This is a genomic window from Dryocola sharpae (assembly GCF_051307055.1).
In the GTDB taxonomy this organism is placed as follows: Bacteria; Pseudomonadota; Gammaproteobacteria; order Enterobacterales; family Enterobacteriaceae; genus Dryocola.
In genome coordinates this window covers 476,756-495,111 of record NZ_CP149994.1, presented here as the reverse complement: position 1 = coordinate 495,111, position 18,356 = coordinate 476,756, and the positions used below count along the sequence as shown (strand labels likewise).

At 45.4% G+C, this 18,356-nt stretch carries 11 protein-coding genes, 1 tRNA gene and 2 pseudogenes; 8 read left to right on the top strand and 6 right to left on the bottom strand.

Going from position 1 to position 18,356, the window contains the following annotated elements; genetic code table 11:
* Positions 1-159: 159 nt before the first annotated feature.
* The 6 genes and pseudogenes from WLO31_RS02360 to WLO31_RS02335 form a co-directional block, all read left to right on the top strand.
* Positions 160-1,866 (top strand): type I restriction-modification system subunit M, encoded by a 1,707-nt coding sequence (locus WLO31_RS02360; RefSeq protein ID WP_435928929.1) that lies wholly within the window; start codon positions 160-162, stop codon positions 1,864-1,866.
* A complete protein-coding gene (locus tag WLO31_RS02355; RefSeq protein WP_435928928.1) occupies positions 1,856-3,175 on the top strand; it encodes a restriction endonuclease subunit S in 1,320 nt (439 codons plus the stop codon). Before WLO31_RS02360 ends, WLO31_RS02355 begins: the two co-directional genes overlap by 11 nt.
* Positions 3,168-4,364: a DUF4268 domain-containing protein gene (locus tag WLO31_RS02350; protein WP_435928927.1), complete on the top strand. Its 1,197-nt coding sequence runs from the start codon at positions 3,168-3,170 to the stop codon at positions 4,362-4,364. The genes WLO31_RS02355 and WLO31_RS02350 overlap by 8 nt, the downstream gene beginning before the upstream one ends.
* 15 nt (positions 4,365-4,379) lie before the next feature.
* Positions 4,380-7,514, top strand: coding sequence for a type I restriction endonuclease subunit R (locus WLO31_RS02345; RefSeq protein ID WP_435928926.1), 3,135 nt, complete (start codon positions 4,380-4,382; stop codon positions 7,512-7,514).
* 45 nt (positions 7,515-7,559) lie between these two features.
* The gene (locus WLO31_RS02340) at positions 7,560-10,016 is read left to right on the top strand and encodes a DNA/RNA helicase domain-containing protein (RefSeq protein ID WP_435928925.1); all 2,457 of its coding nucleotides are present in this window, start codon (positions 7,560-7,562) and stop codon (positions 10,014-10,016) included.
* Positions 10,017-10,108: 92 nt separating this feature from the next.
* Positions 10,109-10,177: pseudogene (locus WLO31_RS02335) on the top strand (hypothetical protein); the annotation flags it as partial.
* 341 nt (positions 10,178-10,518) lie between these two features.
* Here WLO31_RS02335 and WLO31_RS02330 read toward each other — a convergent pair.
* From WLO31_RS02330 to WLO31_RS02305, 6 genes and pseudogenes are all read right to left on the bottom strand, one after another.
* Positions 10,519-11,793, bottom strand: coding sequence for a phosphoribosyltransferase (locus tag WLO31_RS02330; RefSeq protein ID WP_435928924.1), 1,275 nt, complete (start codon positions 11,791-11,793; stop codon positions 10,519-10,521).
* 1 nt (position 11,794) lies between these two features.
* Positions 11,795-12,778: a DNA-processing protein DprA gene (locus tag WLO31_RS02325; RefSeq protein ID WP_435928923.1), complete on the bottom strand. Its 984-nt coding sequence runs from the start codon at positions 12,776-12,778 to the stop codon at positions 11,795-11,797.
* Positions 12,779-13,167: 389 nt separating this feature from the next.
* Complete coding sequence (locus WLO31_RS02320) at positions 13,168-14,295, bottom strand: hypothetical protein (protein WP_435928922.1); 1,128 nt, start codon at positions 14,293-14,295, stop codon at positions 13,168-13,170.
* A gap of 105 nt (positions 14,296-14,400) precedes the next feature.
* Positions 14,401-14,626: pseudogene (locus WLO31_RS02315) on the bottom strand (phosphorothioated DNA-binding restriction endonuclease); the annotation flags it as partial.
* Between the two features lie 215 nt (positions 14,627-14,841).
* Positions 14,842-16,107 carry a tyrosine-type recombinase/integrase gene (locus tag WLO31_RS02310; protein ID WP_435928921.1) on the bottom strand — a complete coding sequence of 422 codons (1,266 nt, stop codon included), beginning with the start codon at positions 16,105-16,107 and terminating at the stop codon, positions 14,842-14,844.
* Positions 16,108-16,293: 186 nt separating this feature from the next.
* Positions 16,294-16,378 (bottom strand) — tRNA-Leu (locus WLO31_RS02305).
* A 274-nt stretch (positions 16,379-16,652) separates the two neighbouring features.
* Here WLO31_RS02305 and WLO31_RS02300 point away from each other — a divergent pair.
* Together WLO31_RS02300 and WLO31_RS02295 are read left to right on the top strand one after the other, a co-directional pair.
* Positions 16,653-17,666 carry an HNH endonuclease gene (locus WLO31_RS02300; RefSeq protein ID WP_435928920.1) on the top strand — a complete coding sequence of 338 codons (1,014 nt, stop codon included), beginning with the start codon at positions 16,653-16,655 and terminating at the stop codon, positions 17,664-17,666.
* The gene (locus tag WLO31_RS02295) at positions 17,666-18,244 is read left to right on the top strand and encodes a class I SAM-dependent methyltransferase (protein ID WP_435928919.1); all 579 of its coding nucleotides are present in this window, start codon (positions 17,666-17,668) and stop codon (positions 18,242-18,244) included. Before WLO31_RS02300 ends, WLO31_RS02295 begins: the two co-directional genes overlap by 1 nt.
* The last annotated feature ends 112 nt before the right edge of the window (positions 18,245-18,356 follow it).

Here is an 18,356-nt window from a genome sequence, read left to right as displayed (position 1 = left end):
TAAGCGTAAAAGAGTAACCCAATCTCCACAAGATATTGATGCGGAAACCAGCCCTTCATCTTGGTATCGCGCTGACGTCAGGGTATGATCTCTGGCAGTTTCCCTGCTTTTATGCAACCTGGATACCCAACTAGGCATAGCTAATTTTTTGAGGTTTTAATGGACAACGCTGAACAGCAATTTCTGAACGATCTGGATACCAAGTTCTGGAAAGCCGCAGACAAGCTACGCGCCAATATGGACGCGGCCAACTATAAGCATGTGGTGCTGGGGCTGATTTTTCTGAAGTATGTTTCAGATGCTTTTGACGCCCGTCAGAATGAGCTGAAAGAGTTGTTTAAGGATAAGTCCAATCCGGACAACATATACGCGCTTTCCCGTGACGATTACGACACGGAAGAGGCGTACCAGCAGGCGATCGCAGAAGAGCTGGAAGTCCAGGACTACTACACCGAGAAAAACGTCTTCTGGGTGCCCAAACTGGCTCGCTGGGAAACCCTTAAAACCAACGCAGCTCTGCCTGTGGGGACGATTCTGGGAAAAGACGATAGCGGCAAAGATATCGTTATGACGTCAGTATCGAAGCTGATTGATATCGCTCTGGACACTATCGAAAACAGCAACCCGAAACTGAAAAACATCCTTAACCGTATCGGGCACTATCAGCTTGGTAACGACTTGCTAATCAGCCTGATTAACGTTTTCTCCGACACCAGTTTCAGCGAGCCTAAATACGATGGTGTGAAGCTCAATTTGAAGAGCAAAGATATTCTCGGCCACGTCTATGAGTATTTCCTCGGTCAGTTCGCACTGGCGGAAGGTAAACAGGGTGGTCAGTATTACACGCCAAAAAGCATCGTCACGCTGATTGTTGAAATGCTCCAGCCCTATAATGGCCGCGTTTATGACCCGGCGATGGGGTCTGGCGGTTTCTTCGTTTCCAGCGATCGCTTTATTGAAGCGCACGCTGATGAAAAGCATTACAACGTCGCTGAGCAAAAGCGCAATATCTCCGTTTATGGGCAGGAATCCAATCCGACTACCTGGCGTCTTGCGGCGATGAACATGGTGATTCGCGGCATCGATTTTAACTTCGGTAAACAAAACGCCGATACGCTCCTGAACGATCAACACCCGGATCTGCGTGCCGATTTTGTTATGGCTAACCCGCCGTTCAATATGAAAGAGTGGTGGAATGCGAAGCTGGAAGATGACGTCCGCTGGCAGTACGGCACACCGCCACAGGGCAACGCCAACTTTGCCTGGATGCAGCATATGATCCACCACCTGGCCCCGAAAGGTTCAATGGCACTGCTGTTGGCGAATGGTTCGATGAGTTCCAATACCAATAGTGAAGGTGAAATCCGCCAGGCGATTATTGAGGCGGATCTGGTAGAGTGCATGGTGGCGCTACCTGGACAACTGTTTACCAACACCCAAATCCCCGCCTGTATCTGGCTACTGACCAAAGATAAATCTGGCGGTAACGGTAAAGCGCATCGTAAAGGTGAAGTTCTGTTTATTGATGCTCGCCAGATTGGTTTCATGAAAGACCGCGTACTGCGCGACTTTTCGACGGATGATATCCGCAAGATTGCTGACACTTTCCATGCCTGGCAGACGGATAAAGATTATGAAGATGAGGCCGGTTTCTGCTTCTCTGCAACGCTGGAAGATATCCAGAAAAATGACTTTGTGCTCACTCCCGGGCGCTATGTTGGTGCGGCTGAGCAGGAAGAAGACGATGAGCCCTTTACCGAGAAGATGGCGCGACTGACGGCACAGCTTAAAGACCAGCTTGAAGAAAGCGCAAAGCTGGAAGCGCAGATTAAGGCGAATCTGGGGGGGCTGGGTTATGAGTTTTGAATGGATTAATACTACGTTAGGGGATTTTCTAAACCTTAAACGTGGCTACGATTTGCCAAAAACAAAACGTAAAGATGGTGATGTTCCTATTATTTCATCCTCTGGCTACTCTGGTGTTCATGACAAATCAATGGCCAAAGGACCCGGGGTTGTGACTGGTCGATATGGTACGATTGGTGAGGTTTTTTATATCCCTGAGGACTTTTGGCCGTTAAACACAACACTTTATGTTGAGGACTTTAAAGGGAACTCACCACTTTTTTCTTATTATTTACTACAGACAATTGATTTTCACGCTTACAGTGATAAAGCTGCTGTTCCTGGTATTAATAGAAACCATGTTCATATGGCAAGTGTCAGAGTGCCTAATTCTATTATTGCGCAGGAAAAAATTGCATCAATCTTAAAAAAACTTGAAGATAAAATAACTTCCAATAAAAAAATCAACCATACCCTCGAACAAATGGCGCAAGCCCTGTTCAAAAGTTGGTTTGTTGATTTTGAACCGGTAAAAGCCAAAATTGCGATACTGGAAGCTGGTGGTTCACAGGAAGATGCGACGCTCGCTGCCATGACAGCAATTTCTGGAAAAGATGCTGGTTCTTTGGCTGTTTTTGAGCAGGTTTATCCTGAAAAATATGCTGAACTAAGGTCTATAGCAGAGTTGTTCCCCTCTGCAATGCAGGTCATTGAATCCGTTAAAATACCTGAAAGTTGGAATTTAGTTCCATTAAGTAGTATAGCCTTATTCGCTTCAGGTAAGATCGATGTATCTGAATTAACTAAAGATACATATATCTCTACTGAAAATATGCTTGTTAACAAAATGGGAATAGAGTGCGCTACATCACTACCTTCAGCTAGTACAACACCATCTTTTAATCCTGGACATATTTTAATTTCAAACATACGCCCTTATTTTAAAAAAATCTGGCTTGCCCGATTTTTAGGGGGACGTTCTGCGGATGTTTTAGCGTTCGAGCATAAAAAAAATATCACAGCCGAATATTTATACAATGTTCTTTATCAAGACTCATTTTTTGACTTCATGATGCAAACCTCAAAAGGTGTGAAAATGCCCAGGGGGGACAAAAAGGCCATAATGGAATGGTCATGCATCGAACCAACGGTTGAGTTAGTTAGTCTTTTTTCAAACAAAGTGAAAGAGTTTTATTCTTATATTGAAAGCCATAATAAAGAGAATACTCAGCTTTCACAGTTACGCGATACCCTACTACCCAAACTTCTGTCCGGCGAAATCACGTTACCGGAAGCCGAGGAAATAGCCAAGGAAGCTGACTATGTTTAAAGTCGATCAGCCCAGCAATAGCCTGCAACCGCTCCAGGAAACTACCTTTACTAACGCGGGTTTCACCGAACGCTATCACTTGCAGGAATGGCTGGCGAAGCATCCGCAGGCATTGACTCGCAACAGTGATGATGAACTACTTATCATCCAGAAAGAGTTTGCCGGGTTTGACGACACCAAAGAGCGGCTTGATCTACTGGCGATCGACAAAGACGGTAATCTGGTGATCATTGAGAACAAACTCGACGATTCCGGTCGTGATGTCGTCTGGCAGGCGCTGAAATATGCGGGTTACTGTGCGAACCTGCGCAAAGAACATATCGTAGAGATCTTCCAGCGTTACCTTGATCAGAACGAACCAGAAGAAACGCGTCCTGCGGCTGACGTGCTCGCTGAATTTCTTGAGCACGATAGCCTGGAAGAGGTGCAAATTAACCAGAATCGTTCACAGCGTATCATGATGGTCGCAGCAAATTTCCGCAAAGAAGCAACCAATACCGCACTCTGGTTAATGCAGTTCAATATTCGTGTACAGTGCTTTAAGGTTACACCTTACCGTTATGGTAACGATGTGTTTATTGATATCAAGCAGGTAATACCAACGCCGGAAGCGGAATCTTACATGATCGGTATGGCGCAAAAAGAGGCTGAGGAGCAGTCCACGACAGGAGAATCCAAAGCTCGCCACCATTTACGTAAGGCGTTCTGGACCCTGGCTCTGGAGAAATTCCGAGTTAGCTCATGTTCAATCTACAATAATATCAGCCCGTCAACCGACCACTGGTTAAGCGCAGGTTCTGGCATCAGTGGCGTTTCGTACAATCTTATCTTCAGCAAAAAAGAAATTAGGGTTGAGCTTTGGATTGCCAAACCGTCAGCACAAACCAATACATTCGCGTTTGACTGGCTTCATGAACGCAAATACGCTATCGAAAATCGCTTTGGGCATGAAATTGTTTGGCAGGCCTTACCGGATAAGAAATCCTGTCGTATTACTTACAGAAAACCCATCAACGGCATCGCAGATCAAGAAAAGTGGCCGGAGATGGTCGACTGGTTGGTAGAACATATGACGGCATTTGAAAAAGCCTTTTCAACATGTCTACCGGAACTTAATCAGTTGATTAAGCGAACCTTTAACGGGCATGATGAAGCTGAAATTATCACTAAAGAAGCCGAACACGTTTAACACAGGACGTTACCGATGCTAACCGAAGACGACTTAGAGCAACTTTGCCTGGGCTGGTTTGCCGAACAAGGCTGGGAAATTCATCACGGGCCGGATATTGCCCCTGATGGCAGTAACCCGCAACGCGCCAGCTATCATGATGTGTTCCTGACGCCCGTGTTAACCTCCTGCCTGCAAAAAATCAACCCGCATCTACCCGCAGACGTCTTCGAACAGATTATATCCCGTATTACTCGAGCTGAAAGCCCGGATCTGATTGCCAGTAACAAAGCCTTCCATCACTGGCTGCTGGAGGGGGTACCGGTTCAGTACCGCCGCGACGAAGAACTTATCCACGATCACGCTCTGCTGGTGGATTTTAACCAGCCGCAAAACAACCGTTTTATGGTGGTCAATCAGATGACCATCAGCGGGACGAAACAGCCTCGTCGCCCGGATATCATCTGCTTTATTAACGGACTGCCGCTGGCGGTGGTGGAGCTGAAAAGCCCCATCGACGACAAAGTAGATATCTGGGATGCCTACCACCAGTTACAGACCTATAAAGATGAAATCCGCGATCTGTTTATCAGCAATGAAGCGCTGATTATCAGCGATGGCTATCTGGCCCGTGTGGGTTCCCTGACGGCCACGGAAGAACGTTTTATGCCGTGGAAGACCATCAGTAATGAAAATGACAAGCCCCTGCTGGAATGGCAACTGGAAACCATGGTGCGGGGGTTCTTTAACCGGGAACTGCTGCTCGACTATATCCGCTACTTCGTCCTGTTCGAAAACAACGATGAAAGGCTGATTAAAAAAATAGCCGGTTATCACCAGTTCCACGCGGTACGTGAGGCCGTGCAGGCGACGATCGTCGCTGCTACCGGTAAGCGACTGGCCCTGCACAGCAACATTCAGCCAGGCAGTAAGAAGGCGGGCGTGGTCTGGCATACGCAGGGTTCCGGCAAAAGCATTTCCATGTGTTGCTACGTCGGCAAACTGTTGCAACAGCCGGAGATGGGCAATCCGACGATTGTGGTTGTAACCGATCGCAATGATCTGGACGGCCAGCTCTACGGCACATTCTGTCAGGCGCAGGAACTGCTCAAGCAAATGCCGGTACAGGCGGATGACCGTGAAGCTCTGCGTGAACTGCTTGCAACTCGCGATGCTGGCGGCATTATCTTTACCACCGTGCAGAAGTTCTCCCCGGAGGAAGGGGAAAACGCCCATCCGGTGCTCAATGGGCGCAGTAATATCGTTGTTATTTCTGATGAAGCGCACCGCAGCCAGTACGGCATGAAAGCTAACCTGGACCGGGAAACGGGTATCTATAAATACGGTTACGCTAAACATATGCGCGACGCGCTGCCTAACGCCTCGTTTCTCGGGTTTACCGGAACGCCGGTTTCGGCAGAGGATCGAGATACCCGCGCTGTCTTTGGTGATTACGTTTCGATTTATGATATTCAGGATGCGGTGGATGATGGTGCAACGGTGCCTATCCACTATGAATCCCGACTGGCGAAACTCGATCTCAATCATGAAGAGCTGGCGGCACTGTCTGATCAGGTTGATGAACTGATTGAAGACGATGAACTGGACCAGCGTGAAAAAACCAAAGGTGAATGGAGCCGTCTGGAAAAACTGGTTGGTGCAAAACCACGTCTTCAACAGGTTGCCGCCGATCTGATCGCTCATTTTGAGAAGCGCAATACCGTAATGGACGGCAAGGCGATGATTGTCGCGATGAGCAGAGAAATCTGCGTCCATCTTTACGATGAAATTATCGCGCTACGCCCGGAGTGGCACAATGACGATCCTGAAAAAGGACAAATCAAAATCGTGATGACCGGTACAGCGTCCGATAAGGCAATGCTGCAACCGCATATCTACAACAAGCGAACTAAAAAACGACTAGAGTCACGCTTCAAGAATGTGAACGATCCGCTGAAGCTGGTGATTGTGCGCGATATGTGGCTGACCGGCTTCGACGCCCCCTGCTGTCACACTATGTATATTGACAAGCCAATGCGCGGACATAACCTGATGCAGGCCATTGCCCGCGTCAACCGGGTATTTAAAGATAAACCCGGCGGGCTGGTGGTTGATTACATCGGAATCGCCAATGAACTGAAACTGGCGCTGAAAACCTATACCGATGCAAACGGTAAAGGCGATGCGACCATTAATGCCGAAGAAGCGCTGGCAATCATGCTGGAAAAGCTGGACATCATCCACGGTATGTTTGCCAAAACAGCAACGTCAGCGGGTTTTGACTACACCGGCTTTGAAGCTCACGCACAAAAGCTGTTGGTGCCTGTTGCAAACTACGTGCTCGGCCTTGTGGACGGTAAGAAGCGTTTTCTTGATAACGTACTGGCAATTACTAAAGCCTGGTCGCTTTGCTGTACGCTGGATGCGGCGCAGCCTTATAAACTGGAGATTGCTTTCTTGTCTGCGGTGAAGACCGCTATCAGTAAATTCACTAGCGTGGACAAAAAAATAAGCCAGGCCGAGAAGAACTCCGCACTGAAACAGATTCTGGATAATGCCGTAATTGCTAATGGCGTGGATGATATTTTCACTCTGGCAGGGTTGGATAAACCTAATATTGGCTTACTTTCTGATGAGTTTTTACAGGAAGTCCACGATATGCCATATCGCAACTTGGCGGTAGAGTTGCTGGAAAAACTGATTAATGATGGTATCCAGTCCCGCACAAAAAATAACGTAGTGCAGGAGAAGAAGTATTCGGAACGTCTTCAGGCAGTATTGATTAAATATAACAACCGGGCTATTGAGACGGCGCAGGTGATTGAAGAGCTGATCCAGATGGCGAAGGATTTTCAGTCCGTAATGGCGCGTGATGATGCGCTTGGCCTGAATCCTGACGAGATCGCCTTCTACGACGCACTGGCTGAAAACGAAAGCGCCGTCAGAGAGTTAGGGGATGAGGTACTTAAGAAACTGGCGATAGAAGTGACGCTGAAGCTGCGGCAATCTACAACCGTAGACTGGCAGGTACGGGAAAGCGTTCGTGCAAGGTTGCGTATCCTAGTTCGACAGACTCTGCGTCGGTATAAATATCCGCCGGATAAAACAGCGGGTGCGGTAGAGTTAATATTAAAACAAGCTGAAGTTATTTCGAATCACTGGACGATGTAACAAGTGTAAATTTCTGTCAGGAGCATGTTATAAGGAAATAGTAGTATGGCCAAAATGATTCCGGCATTCGGACCCATTGATAATGATAGTTATGGAGAAAAAACGGTCTATACCCTGTTAAAAGAAGGGTTGTCCGATGATTTCACCGTGATTCATAGTCTCCCTTGGTTGAGTTCGGCGGCCCGGCATTTGGGTATGAAATTACCTCCAAGTGGAGAAATAGATTTTCTTGTTCTCCATCGTATCTATGGTGTTTTGGTTTTAGAGGTAAAAAGTGGGATATATCGTGTAGATGGCCCTATTTTTGTACATATCAAAACAAATACTAAAGTAGATGTAGTTAAGCAAACACGTAACAATGTCCATGGATTAGCCCGTTGGTTAGGGGGAGCAACAACGTTACGGTTGCGCATTGGTTATGGTTTTATTTTTCCTGATAGCTATTTCGATGATAAAGTTATAAATGCAGCAATGGTGGATGCGTCTGTCAGACCATTTAGAAGAATATTCATTGATAAAAGCCAACTCCCAGAAATTGAAAAGTATACTATTGATATAATGCACTACTGGAAACATGCATTAGGAAATAATCCTTTGGGGAGTGAGAAACTTCAATTAATAATAAAATCTCTATGCCCAGATTTTGATGGCACTCCTAACTGGGGGACCCGGATTATTTATGATAACCAACTCTGGTTAAGACTCACACATGAGCAAATCAAGGTCATTGAACTTTTGTCAGAATATCAACGATTTGTTGTATCTGGGTGGCCCGGAACAGGAAAGACCCTGATTGGGATTGAATTCGCCAGACGGTTGGTTAAAGAACAAAAAAAAGTTTTATTTATTACTTTCAATAACCGCCTGTCTGAATATATTCGGCAACAAACTCCTGATTCATTATGCGACGTTTTTACCTGGCACAAACTCTGTCATCAGGCTCGTAATAGATTAGCTCTGCCTCCCGAGTCGCCAACAGGCTGGTTTGAATCAGGATGCTGCGAGGATTTGCTTAGTGCATTAAATAAAAATAAGCTAAAAGATTATGATGCTTTAATTATTGACGAAGCACAGGCGTTACATTCTTCATGGTTGGAAACTTTATTTTGTTGGTTTGAAAATAAAAAGATTATTGCATTTTGTGATGAAACACAAACGTTCTCTTTTGAAAAAGGGACGAATCACGCTGATCTTCAAAAGATTATTAACTCCCAATTTTCCTTCAACTTAACTATTGTGTTAAGATGCCCCAAAACCGTTACTGATTATTTAATGGCTATCAGGCCTTCTTCATATCAAATTACTTCCCCCAGGAATAACGAACCAGATACGTTAAAGGAATTAGTTGTAAGCGATCCATATGCCACACTGCTTGATGAAATCTTACGACTGAAAAAAAGTTCTGTGCCATCTGATGAAATTACAGTCCTTGTTCCTACTGATTTAGCGAAAAACTTTCTTCAGGACGACATGAAAACTTTTGATATAAATATTGAAACTGTATCTCGTTTTCGTGGTATGGAGTCACCTGTTGTTATTACTCTGGATTCCTCAAATATGGAGGATGCTCAATTGTTTTGTGCTTACTCAAGAGCCACAACTGTTTTTATTGCAATTTATGACTCGGAGAAATTAGCATGGAGAGAAAATCATAATTTTTTACAACAGTTGATTAATAGAAAAGAAACTCAGGGGGCAATTACCGAAGCCAAGCATAACTCCTCATCCAAAGTTCTTATGGCTAATTTTTTCAGAAAAGGGGACCTGAAACTTAACAGTGTAAAATTAGCATGGTCAGAAGATCTTTATTCGTGGCTTATTGAGTTTGATGCAAACAATTCACCAGCGGAAACATGGGTTGATTACTTATACTCTCATTATACTTGGCCGATAATATATTGGTCCGTAAACTCACGAAGAGTTGTTTATTACATTACAAATCAACAATTCGAATTAAACACATTAGGCGTTGGGACAAGCTTATCAATAAAAAATTGTGCCATATGTGAAAAGATGATACCTTTTGATTCTGAGAATAATTGTTTGCTTTGCAATAAGAAAACTGAAGAATCGTCACCAACCAGACATGAAATTAATGAAATTCGCGAGTTTGATTTAACAATCTCTCAGGGCAATTTTAATTCAGCTGTTCAAAAAGAAAAGAGACGACTATTACCCATACCGTTAGCGGCGGCTAGTGCCCGAAGAGTGGCATTTGAAAAGTCATATAGAAATAAAGTACTAAGCGAATCATTACCTGGCGGAAAACTTCTCTACAGAAGTGCATTAGCTTTTATACAGGCTTGGGTTGCGTTATTACCACCAGATAAGACACTAGTATTGGATGAGATAACAGACGCACTACGTAAACGCTATATTCATCTTGAGCAATTAGGTCGCACTGAATTACGGAATGCTTTAGCCTGTGCACTGTCAACTTGCTACAATAAAAAGCATCTTATTAAAGTTGAAAAAGGGGAATATTCACCCATTGACGACTAAGAACTCTTATATAACTTTATTTAAAGTTGGGATGGACATGTCTTCTATAAGACTTTTTTCTCGGCGATGTAGACCATACAAAAGTTCTAAAGGCGCTTAAGCCACACATTTTCTTTGAAGATCAGTATGTGCATTTGATTGTGGTTGTAAGATCCTTATGACAGTAACTCCGAACCTGCCGAATGTGAAACATCATGTATTGTCGCTGACAAACCATTTAGTCATTAAGACTGAATTGTATTAGCTCAAAATTGACTTGGTAGTTTTCACCGGTAGCACACAAGCAAACCTGACGGTTTGCTTCGAGCGAGAAGCGGAAGTTCAGAGTGCATATTTACATTGTTCTGTCTTCATAAATGGGGAACAGGTAGGTCGCTGATACCGACCGTGAGATCTTCTATCAAATTGACTAAGTAGCAGCTAAACAAATTAAGTGCGATTATCGCTCTTTAAATATGTACCCCTATATTTAAGGGGTACAAGTTGTAGTCAGAAGAAGAAACTATTGCGGCCAGTCCCAATGATCATATTGTCCAATTTTATCTGCCAACTCTTGAGGCGCACCGCCATGAGTAAGGTTTGCTGCATAACCGATTCGTCCGATATAATTAATATTTTCAGAAGTGAGGGTGTTTGTCTCCCATGGTCTTATTCTGCAATTTGGTTCGCAAACGGCTACATCTCGATTAACAAATTTTAACCATGAAATATTTATAACTTCCGCTCCTGCAGCCTTTAAATACATCCTGGCGGTTTCATGAGCATTTCCCTCAGTGCAGAAGTCATCAATAACTAATACTTTCTTTCCTCGCAATACTGGCCTGTTAACATATCGTTCTCCAGTGTTAAGATTTTTGATAGGAGAGGCGTTTAAATTCACAGTATTAGTTTGCGATGTTATTATAACCTGTCGGCGCTCTATTCTTTCCTGCTGAGATTTTACAGCTGTAGTATGTCTTATAAAGAGATCTTTGAGATATTTACCTTTAAATGATACTGCCAACCCTTTGAGGTCATGCTCCATGATATTTGCCAACTTATAGGGGTCGTTAGCATTATGTCCAACATAAGTTGTGATAAAACTTGCACCTTCACTTAAACCAGAGAAGTAAATACTAGCACCAAGATACCTAATCCAAAAATCAGGGCTCCCAATGGATAACTTAGCTAAGTTTCGTGCATTGGCAGAGTACATTGTAAACTCAGGGTTATGAGTACTAAAGGGAGCTAAGGCATAATAGTGGACATCTTGGTTTAAGTGGCCCTGCCATCCCCATAATTCCTCTCTTAAACAAAACACATCGATAAATCTCGCAATCTCTTTTGGTTCAGAGAACTGAAAACCATACTCAGTGACCGGTTGATACCAAGTGGCATTAATAAATAAAGTTTTGCCATTTGTCGCGGCCTGTAAGTCTTCTTCTGAACGGCCAACATAAATTATCTCATTACGATTTATATCTAAATCATTCATGATGAAATCAGTGGCTCTTCCTGTTTGTTTCGCAGGTATTTCATTGTTAAGTTCACGGCAATAATGGATTGAGTTTGGGAATTGTTGCATAAGATAATCATCCAGTGCAATGTTTCCATTATTAGTCCTAACATTCCTATTGTTATTTGTTAGAAAAAGGACTTTAATATTTTTAGATAATAAAAAAGCGAACAACTTCCTCAACTCAACATCGATTCGTGACTTAAGTTGCTGAGATTGCGGATTTGATGTTGTGGGCAAAACAACATCTGCTATTGAAAATATAACAGCTTTCAAATGCATTTTATTCATCCCCCAGAAGTGACAGTTGTTGTAATTTATTACTCGATTTTGTTTTAATTAACTCCATCACATCTTTAAATCCCGTCAAAGGAGTCTCCAGTATTATTGCAGAGTATTCGTCCTGAGAGTATTTAATCTCCTCCCGAACAGATTCACCTCTTAGTAATGGACACAGTATCGTTCTCTTCAGTTGAGCAGCATTTCGAACCGTATGCGACGTTCCGCTTTTCAAGTTCCATTCGACAGGAATTAAAATATCACTTAAAGCAGCCTGTATTCTGTTTCTACGAACAAAGTTTTCTTGCGATGGTTTTTGATGTGGGAGATACTCCGTGAGTATAAGTCCACCGGCATTTACAATACCCTCCCTAAGTCCAACACTGTTTTTTGGATAGTTAGAATTTAAACCTGTTCCTAGAATGGCTATTGTGGGTATTTTAAATAAAATAGATGCTTCATGAGCAGCTTGGTCAATACCATAAGCTAACCCACTTACAGTTACATAATCTGATGCAATAAACTGCGAGACAACTGCTTGTGTTAAATAAATTCCAAGAGTAGTTGGATTTCTCGTACCAACAACACCAACACATTTTTTACTAAGCAACGAAGTATCGCCCTGCGCAAAAATCCAGTAAGGGCGCTCATTTAAATCATTCAATTTCTCCGGATAATCTGGAGAACCATGATGTATTAATTTATAACCGTTGCTATGATAATGTGTTAAAAGGCTTTTCGCGGCAGAAATCATTCCATCACGAAAAGTCGACCAATTATTCTCAGTCAAAGAATATGGTGCACGATGTAGTCTCACTCCGAGAATTGATTCGAATTTTGATAATGTTGAGCAAGTTACAACATCTCTGAAACGGATCCCTTTTTGAGCAACCTTATATAGGGACCAATAACTAACGCCACGTATTTCTGATAGAACTAGCAAAGCAGCGCTTTCAGTGTTCCATCGAGCTGTATCAGTATCAGTCATAGCGTTCGCCAAAAATGAAGTGTTTTATTATTTTTATCATAGGTTTGAGAAAATGTGTAGTAAGTCAAAGAAGGACTTCTAAAAAGCATGAATCTCCAGCAGTATGCATGCCAAATTAACAATCTAATCTACGTTACGCACCAGAGCAGTTGAAGTCCAGTTAACACCGCCTCATAAAGCGGACAGGCGTGGCGGGTAAAGCATTGCACTCAGGATCACCGTAACAAACATCTCAATTTGACTTATCGCCATCGTCAGCCACTTAGTGTCCGTCTTGTGCCGGCCGTCATTTAAACCACGCTTCCAGTGTCACCCATTCAACCTCCCGTATATTATCCATCACCCGCACGGCGTCGATCGTCCTCGCGGCCGTGACAGTCCGGCCGGGACTATTTTTCAGAAAGCCGCGTAATGCCACCCTGTACAAATGGCTGACATCTGGCTGAGGCCTTCTTCAGTTCGTTAGATCTGTTCTGGTCATAAACCCGATCCCAGGGAATAAAATGAAGCATGTTCCTGTATTGTTTACTGACGGATTCAGGGCACAGCAGTCTGACGTTGTTAAGGGAATAAACCATAATACCCTGCACCGTGTAACTTCTCCCCGGGATATTATCAGCAACATGCCAGTCCTGATGGCCGAAATGTGAGGCCGGAAACTTACTTTCTTCAACCTGAAAACGCCGTGTCTGCCAGTCCGAAATACCCGCAAATGCCATCGTTTTGTCGATGAGGACAGGATAAAACGATGACACATATATGCTGGTTATGAGAAGCCAGAGGCTAACTGAGACAAGGGTGAATCTGATATGCCATGACTCATTCCGTGCAGCGTTATCAGTATTTACATATACCGCACCGGGTAACATTAACAATACGCCTAACCCCGAAATCAAGGTGGCCAGTTTCAGTATTGCGACAATGCTGTCTCCCGCTACCTGCGTATCTACCCATCTGATAATGGTGCTGACGCAAAATGTGAAGCAAAGAATAATGGTGAAAATGAGAAGCGGACTACCGATGAAAAGCCAGCACGCTGTTTTTCTGCGAGCTTTAGTACGCTGAAATTCCTGAGCGGTTTTCGCCGCCTGTCTGAGGAAAAGGTAATTGATTAGAGCGACCGATGAGATCCCTGCCAGTGACAGGAGCCATCCCAGTGCAGGCTCATAATCCGGGTGGCCAGCGGAAAGATAAGCCCACAGAAAAAATGTAAATACAGTAAGAGGAAAGGACAGCAGGGCAGCCAGAGAAATCCTTCCTTTTATGTCACGGTAATTGTGAATTGTTTTCACATTTTTCGGCAAGGACAAGCAAAAAATGAGTGAAGGTAAGAAAAAAATCAACCCGACCCCTGTTGTGGTTAGTACCATAAAAATAAAGACGTAATTAAATATCCCCGTTGCTGACAGGTTCTCTGTAAATAACGAGCCGTTATTAAAATAACCAAGATATGTTCTTATAATAATAAGAGACAGTATCGGAGGCATCAGGCTGATAAGCCAGGCGGTCTTTTTCATTATCATTCCTGTGTTTTGGAGGCCGGAAGGGACGAAGAACTTTCCTCTGAAAGGAGAATCAGGGAGGTATTTCTGAATTTCTGCGAGGTCTGTTTATCCGGAGCCGAAGGGATTTTTACGCGGGACACGGCACTGCGATCCATAACGTTCCAGAAGATCCAACAGGGGCTCGTAGATTTCAGAATCATAGTTAAACAGGCGATCATGGTCCTACCGATAGTGTGTGAGGACGTGCAGCAGCAATAATGACTTATGTGGCGCACGCTGTTCACCTTTGCGTCAGATAGTGATTATTTGATATCGCTTGCTTTAGGGTTTTGTCAGAGGTCATTGCATTGAAGAATCCATGAGCACATGTTTGCGATGATGCTCGCAACTATATGTACATTCAAGGCATTATTGCAGCCATCCTTTTTGTGTGGCGGCTCTGTACCTAGCAGATGGAATTCTGATAACAACGGTAAAAACTACAGCGACCAACCAGTCCTAAGCTGGCTGGTTGGTCTTTTTAATTTAAACATCAACCGAGAAATAAAGGCATCCAACTCACACGCCATTACCTCGATTGATCTTCGCATAATCAAACGGCGTAATCGCTCTCTCCCGATTCGCATCCAGAAAATCAGCCCACCACTGCAACATCAGCTTGCGCTCATCCAGATGTTCCGCTTTGTGGATATACGCTGCCCTCACCGAATTGCGTTCCATATGGCTCATCTGGCGCTCCACTGCATCCTTCGACCATAGTCCTGACTCAATTAACGAGCTACAGGCCATTGTGCGGAAACCGTGGCCGCAAACCTCAACCTTAGTATCATATCCCATCACCCGTAGCGCACTGTTTACGGTGTTTTCACTCATTGGCTTACGCGGATCGTGATCGCCAATAAAAATCAGCTCATGTTCACCACAGAACTGTTTTATCTGCTTCAGGATCGCCAGCGCCTGCTTTGAAAGTGGCACCAGATGAGGTGTACGCATCTTTGAGCCTCGCTGAGAATGTTTCACATCAGGAATAGGCTCTCGCTCAGGCGGGATGGTCCACATTGACGTTTCAAAATCGATTTCTGACCAGCGAGCAAAACGCAGCTCACTGGATCGAATAAAGATAAGCAGAGTGAGTTCTGTCGCCCAGCGGGTTAGCGGCCTGCCGGTATAGCTGTCTATTTTCTCAAGTAACTCCGGGATGCGCTTTAATTCCAGCGCCGGACGATGTTGTCGATTACTGGAAGCAATCGCCCCAGCCATCTCTTGTGCTGGGTTATAATCAATTAACCCACTTTGCACTGCATAACGCATGATGGCCGTAGTGCGCTGTTGAAGACGGGCAGCAACCTCAAGACGGCCAGACATCTCTACGGCTTTAATAGGTGCTAATAAATCACGAGTTTTTAACTCAACGATATTACGCTCACCAAGCGCTGCAAAGAGATTATCCTCCAGGCTTTTTAGCACACGATGGGCGTGATCTTCAGACCACTTTTTATTGGTGCCATGCCACTCGATCGCCACCTCTTTGAAGGTTCGTGCTTTACTCTGTTCAACCTTATCATTTTTCTTTTTGTCTCCCGGATCGACGCCATTCGCTAGCAGCTTACGCGCTTCGTCTCGACGTGCTCTGGCATCCGCCAGTGTGATTTCAGGATAAACCCCAAGTGCCAACATCTTTTGCTTGCCGTCATAACGGTACTGCAAACGCCAGTACTTAGAACCATTAGGATGGACAAGCAGGTGCATACCGCTGCCATCGGTCAGTTTGTATTGCTTATCCGTTGGCTTGGCTGTTCTGACCTTGATATCTGTTAACGCCATGCTTATCCCCTCCTTGTTGGTACAAGCATTATCGAACCGGAAATACCATCATCTGTACCAACATGTGTTGGTAGATGTCCGTTGAAGTCGGTTGACCTTGAGAGAGTTAATATAGCTGGAAAGGTAGATAAATACTGGATTTTAGACATAAAAAAAGACCTCAGTTGAGGTCCATTTACATGCTTTTGGTGCCGAAGGCCGGACTCGAACCGGCACGTATTTCTACGGTTGATTTTGAATCAACTGCGTCTACCGATTTCGCCACTTCGGCACGAAGGGTATGCGGAAAACGTTGTGGATTATACCTGTCGCACGCTACCTTGCAAGCGCCGCCCTTCGCAACCTGCGCTAAGTGCTGAAAATTTCAGCGCGTTATCTTCTCGCTCCCTGCCCCGCCTGGTCTGTTGCTTTCCGCTCCGCATCACAAATTCACCAAATCTATATCTCCCCGGTTTACATCACCTTTCATTTGTTATGTGATCCCGTTACAGGTTTTAGTAACTCACCTGCCGCTTTCTGCGAGCCGGACCGCAACAGGAACACATATGCATTTTTACCAGGCGGACCCCACGCTTGAGAACTACTGGCGGGGCGTGATTCTTTTTGGAAGAAATGTCGCAACTTACAAATTTGCGCTCGCGCACGCCCTGTACGAGGTGGATAAATCCGGCAGCGATCTGGTTACGCTTGAGCAGCTTGCCGTGCCCTTCAGTCGCCATATCTGCCAGCATCTGTTGCATGCCCCAAAGCAAATTACTTCGCGTGGCAGCAGGTATCTGGAAGCCTGCGTGCAGTTTAACAACGGCGAAATCACGCAGAATAAGCTTACGGAAATCACGGTGCGGCTCGGCTTTAATAACGTTATCGACGCCTTCCACAATGTGAATTCAGGGGAGATTGAGAAGCGCTTTTTCGTTGATGAGCGCAAAACCAATAGCGGCATTCGGCTTACCGAAAACTTCTACCAGCTTGGCGAGCGGCAGCAGTATCAAAATCTGGCTTTTGAAACTACCGCGCGCTGGAACCTGGTTGAGCAGGCATGGACAATGGGTATTTCCCGCCATCTTCTCAACGTCGAATTCGACGCGAATGATCAACTGCTGTATAGCCGGGCCAATGCGCGGCGAGTCAATATCACCAGCTGCCGCGACAGCCTTAACGGCTATCAGAAAGGGCGCTGTTTTTACTGCTTCCGGCCCATCAGCCTCACGCCGGGGGATAGCGAGCTGGCGGACGTGGACCACTTTATTCCGTGGATGGCGCGCGATGAGGTGCCGAATATCAACGGCGTCTGGAACCTGGTGCTGGCGTGCCAGTGCTGCAATCGCGGCGAGGCGGGCAAGTTCGCCCGTTTACCGGGCACTAAGCTGCTGGCAAGGCTTCACGCCCGCAACGAATACTTTATTCAGAGCAGACTGCCGCTGCATGAAACCATCGTCAATCAAACGGGTAAGCAGCCTGAACAGCGCAGGAATTTCCTTATTGATAACTGGAACGCTGCCAGAGTACGGCTGTTCCATACCTGGGAACCTCAGGCCGAAGGAGAGGCAATATTCTGATGAGCAACGACTACTACCAGCACCACGCGCAGACCTTTTTCGACGGCACGGTTAACGTCGATATGTCCTCGCTGTACGAATCTTTTACCCGGCATCTTCCGCCCGGTGCGCGCGTGCTTGATGCGGGCTGCGGCTCCGGGCGCGACGCTAAGGCATTTCACGAGATGGGTTATCAGGTTGAGGCATTCGATGCCTCTTCTGAAATGGTTGCGCTGGCACGGAAACATACCGGCCTGCCGGTGCAGCAGAAGACGTTCGCTGAAGTTGCCGCGCAGCAAATGTATGACGGTATCTGGTGCTGCGCGTCCCTGCTTCACGTTCCTGCGTCTGAACTGCCGGAAGTGATGCAGAAGCTAGCTCATGCCCTTAAGCCCGGTGGCGTCTGGTACGTGTCTTTTAAATACGGCGACGGCGAGCGCGAGAAGGACGGGCGCCGGTTTACGGATATGAATGAGGCGAGCTTTAAGGCTTTGCTGCAATGCGTGCCGGAGATAAAAATCACAGAACTCTGGACGACCGAAGATAAACGGCCCGGGCGGGATGAGATGTGGCTGAACGCTGTGCTGGATAAAAGATAGTTACGCCTTTCACGGTGGATGGCGCTTCGCTTATCCACCCTCCATCCCCGCTGCCCCCAAAAGCACATCCCGCACACCGTCATGGCGCCGTCCATGCTCTACACTTCCTGAC

What these genes read in the sequence shown, in the direction of transcription:
- WLO31_RS02360 (WP_435928929.1), top strand. Translation starts at nt 160, where the DNA reads ATGGACAACGCTGAACAGCAATTTCTGAACGATCTGGATACCAAGTTC.
- WLO31_RS02355 (WP_435928928.1), top strand. Translation starts at nt 1,856, where the DNA reads ATGAGTTTTGAATGGATTAATACTACGTTAGGGGATTTTCTAAACCTT.
- WLO31_RS02325 (WP_435928923.1), bottom strand. Translation starts at nt 12,778, where the DNA reads ATGACTGATACTGATACAGCTCGATGGAACACTGAAAGCGCTGCTTTG.
- WLO31_RS02350 (WP_435928927.1), top strand. Translation starts at nt 3,168, where the DNA reads ATGTTTAAAGTCGATCAGCCCAGCAATAGCCTGCAACCGCTCCAGGAA.
- WLO31_RS02330 (WP_435928924.1), bottom strand. Translation starts at nt 11,793, where the DNA reads ATGCATTTGAAAGCTGTTATATTTTCAATAGCAGATGTTGTTTTGCCC.
- WLO31_RS02310 (WP_435928921.1), bottom strand. Translation starts at nt 16,107, where the DNA reads ATGGCGTTAACAGATATCAAGGTCAGAACAGCCAAGCCAACGGATAAG.
- WLO31_RS02300 (WP_435928920.1), top strand. Translation starts at nt 16,653, where the DNA reads ATGCATTTTTACCAGGCGGACCCCACGCTTGAGAACTACTGGCGGGGC.
- WLO31_RS02320 (WP_435928922.1), bottom strand. Translation starts at nt 14,295, where the DNA reads ATGAAAAAGACCGCCTGGCTTATCAGCCTGATGCCTCCGATACTGTCT.
- WLO31_RS02295 (WP_435928919.1), top strand. Translation starts at nt 17,666, where the DNA reads ATGAGCAACGACTACTACCAGCACCACGCGCAGACCTTTTTCGACGGC.
- WLO31_RS02340 (WP_435928925.1), top strand. Translation starts at nt 7,560, where the DNA reads ATGGCCAAAATGATTCCGGCATTCGGACCCATTGATAATGATAGTTAT.
- WLO31_RS02345 (WP_435928926.1), top strand. Translation starts at nt 4,380, where the DNA reads ATGCTAACCGAAGACGACTTAGAGCAACTTTGCCTGGGCTGGTTTGCC.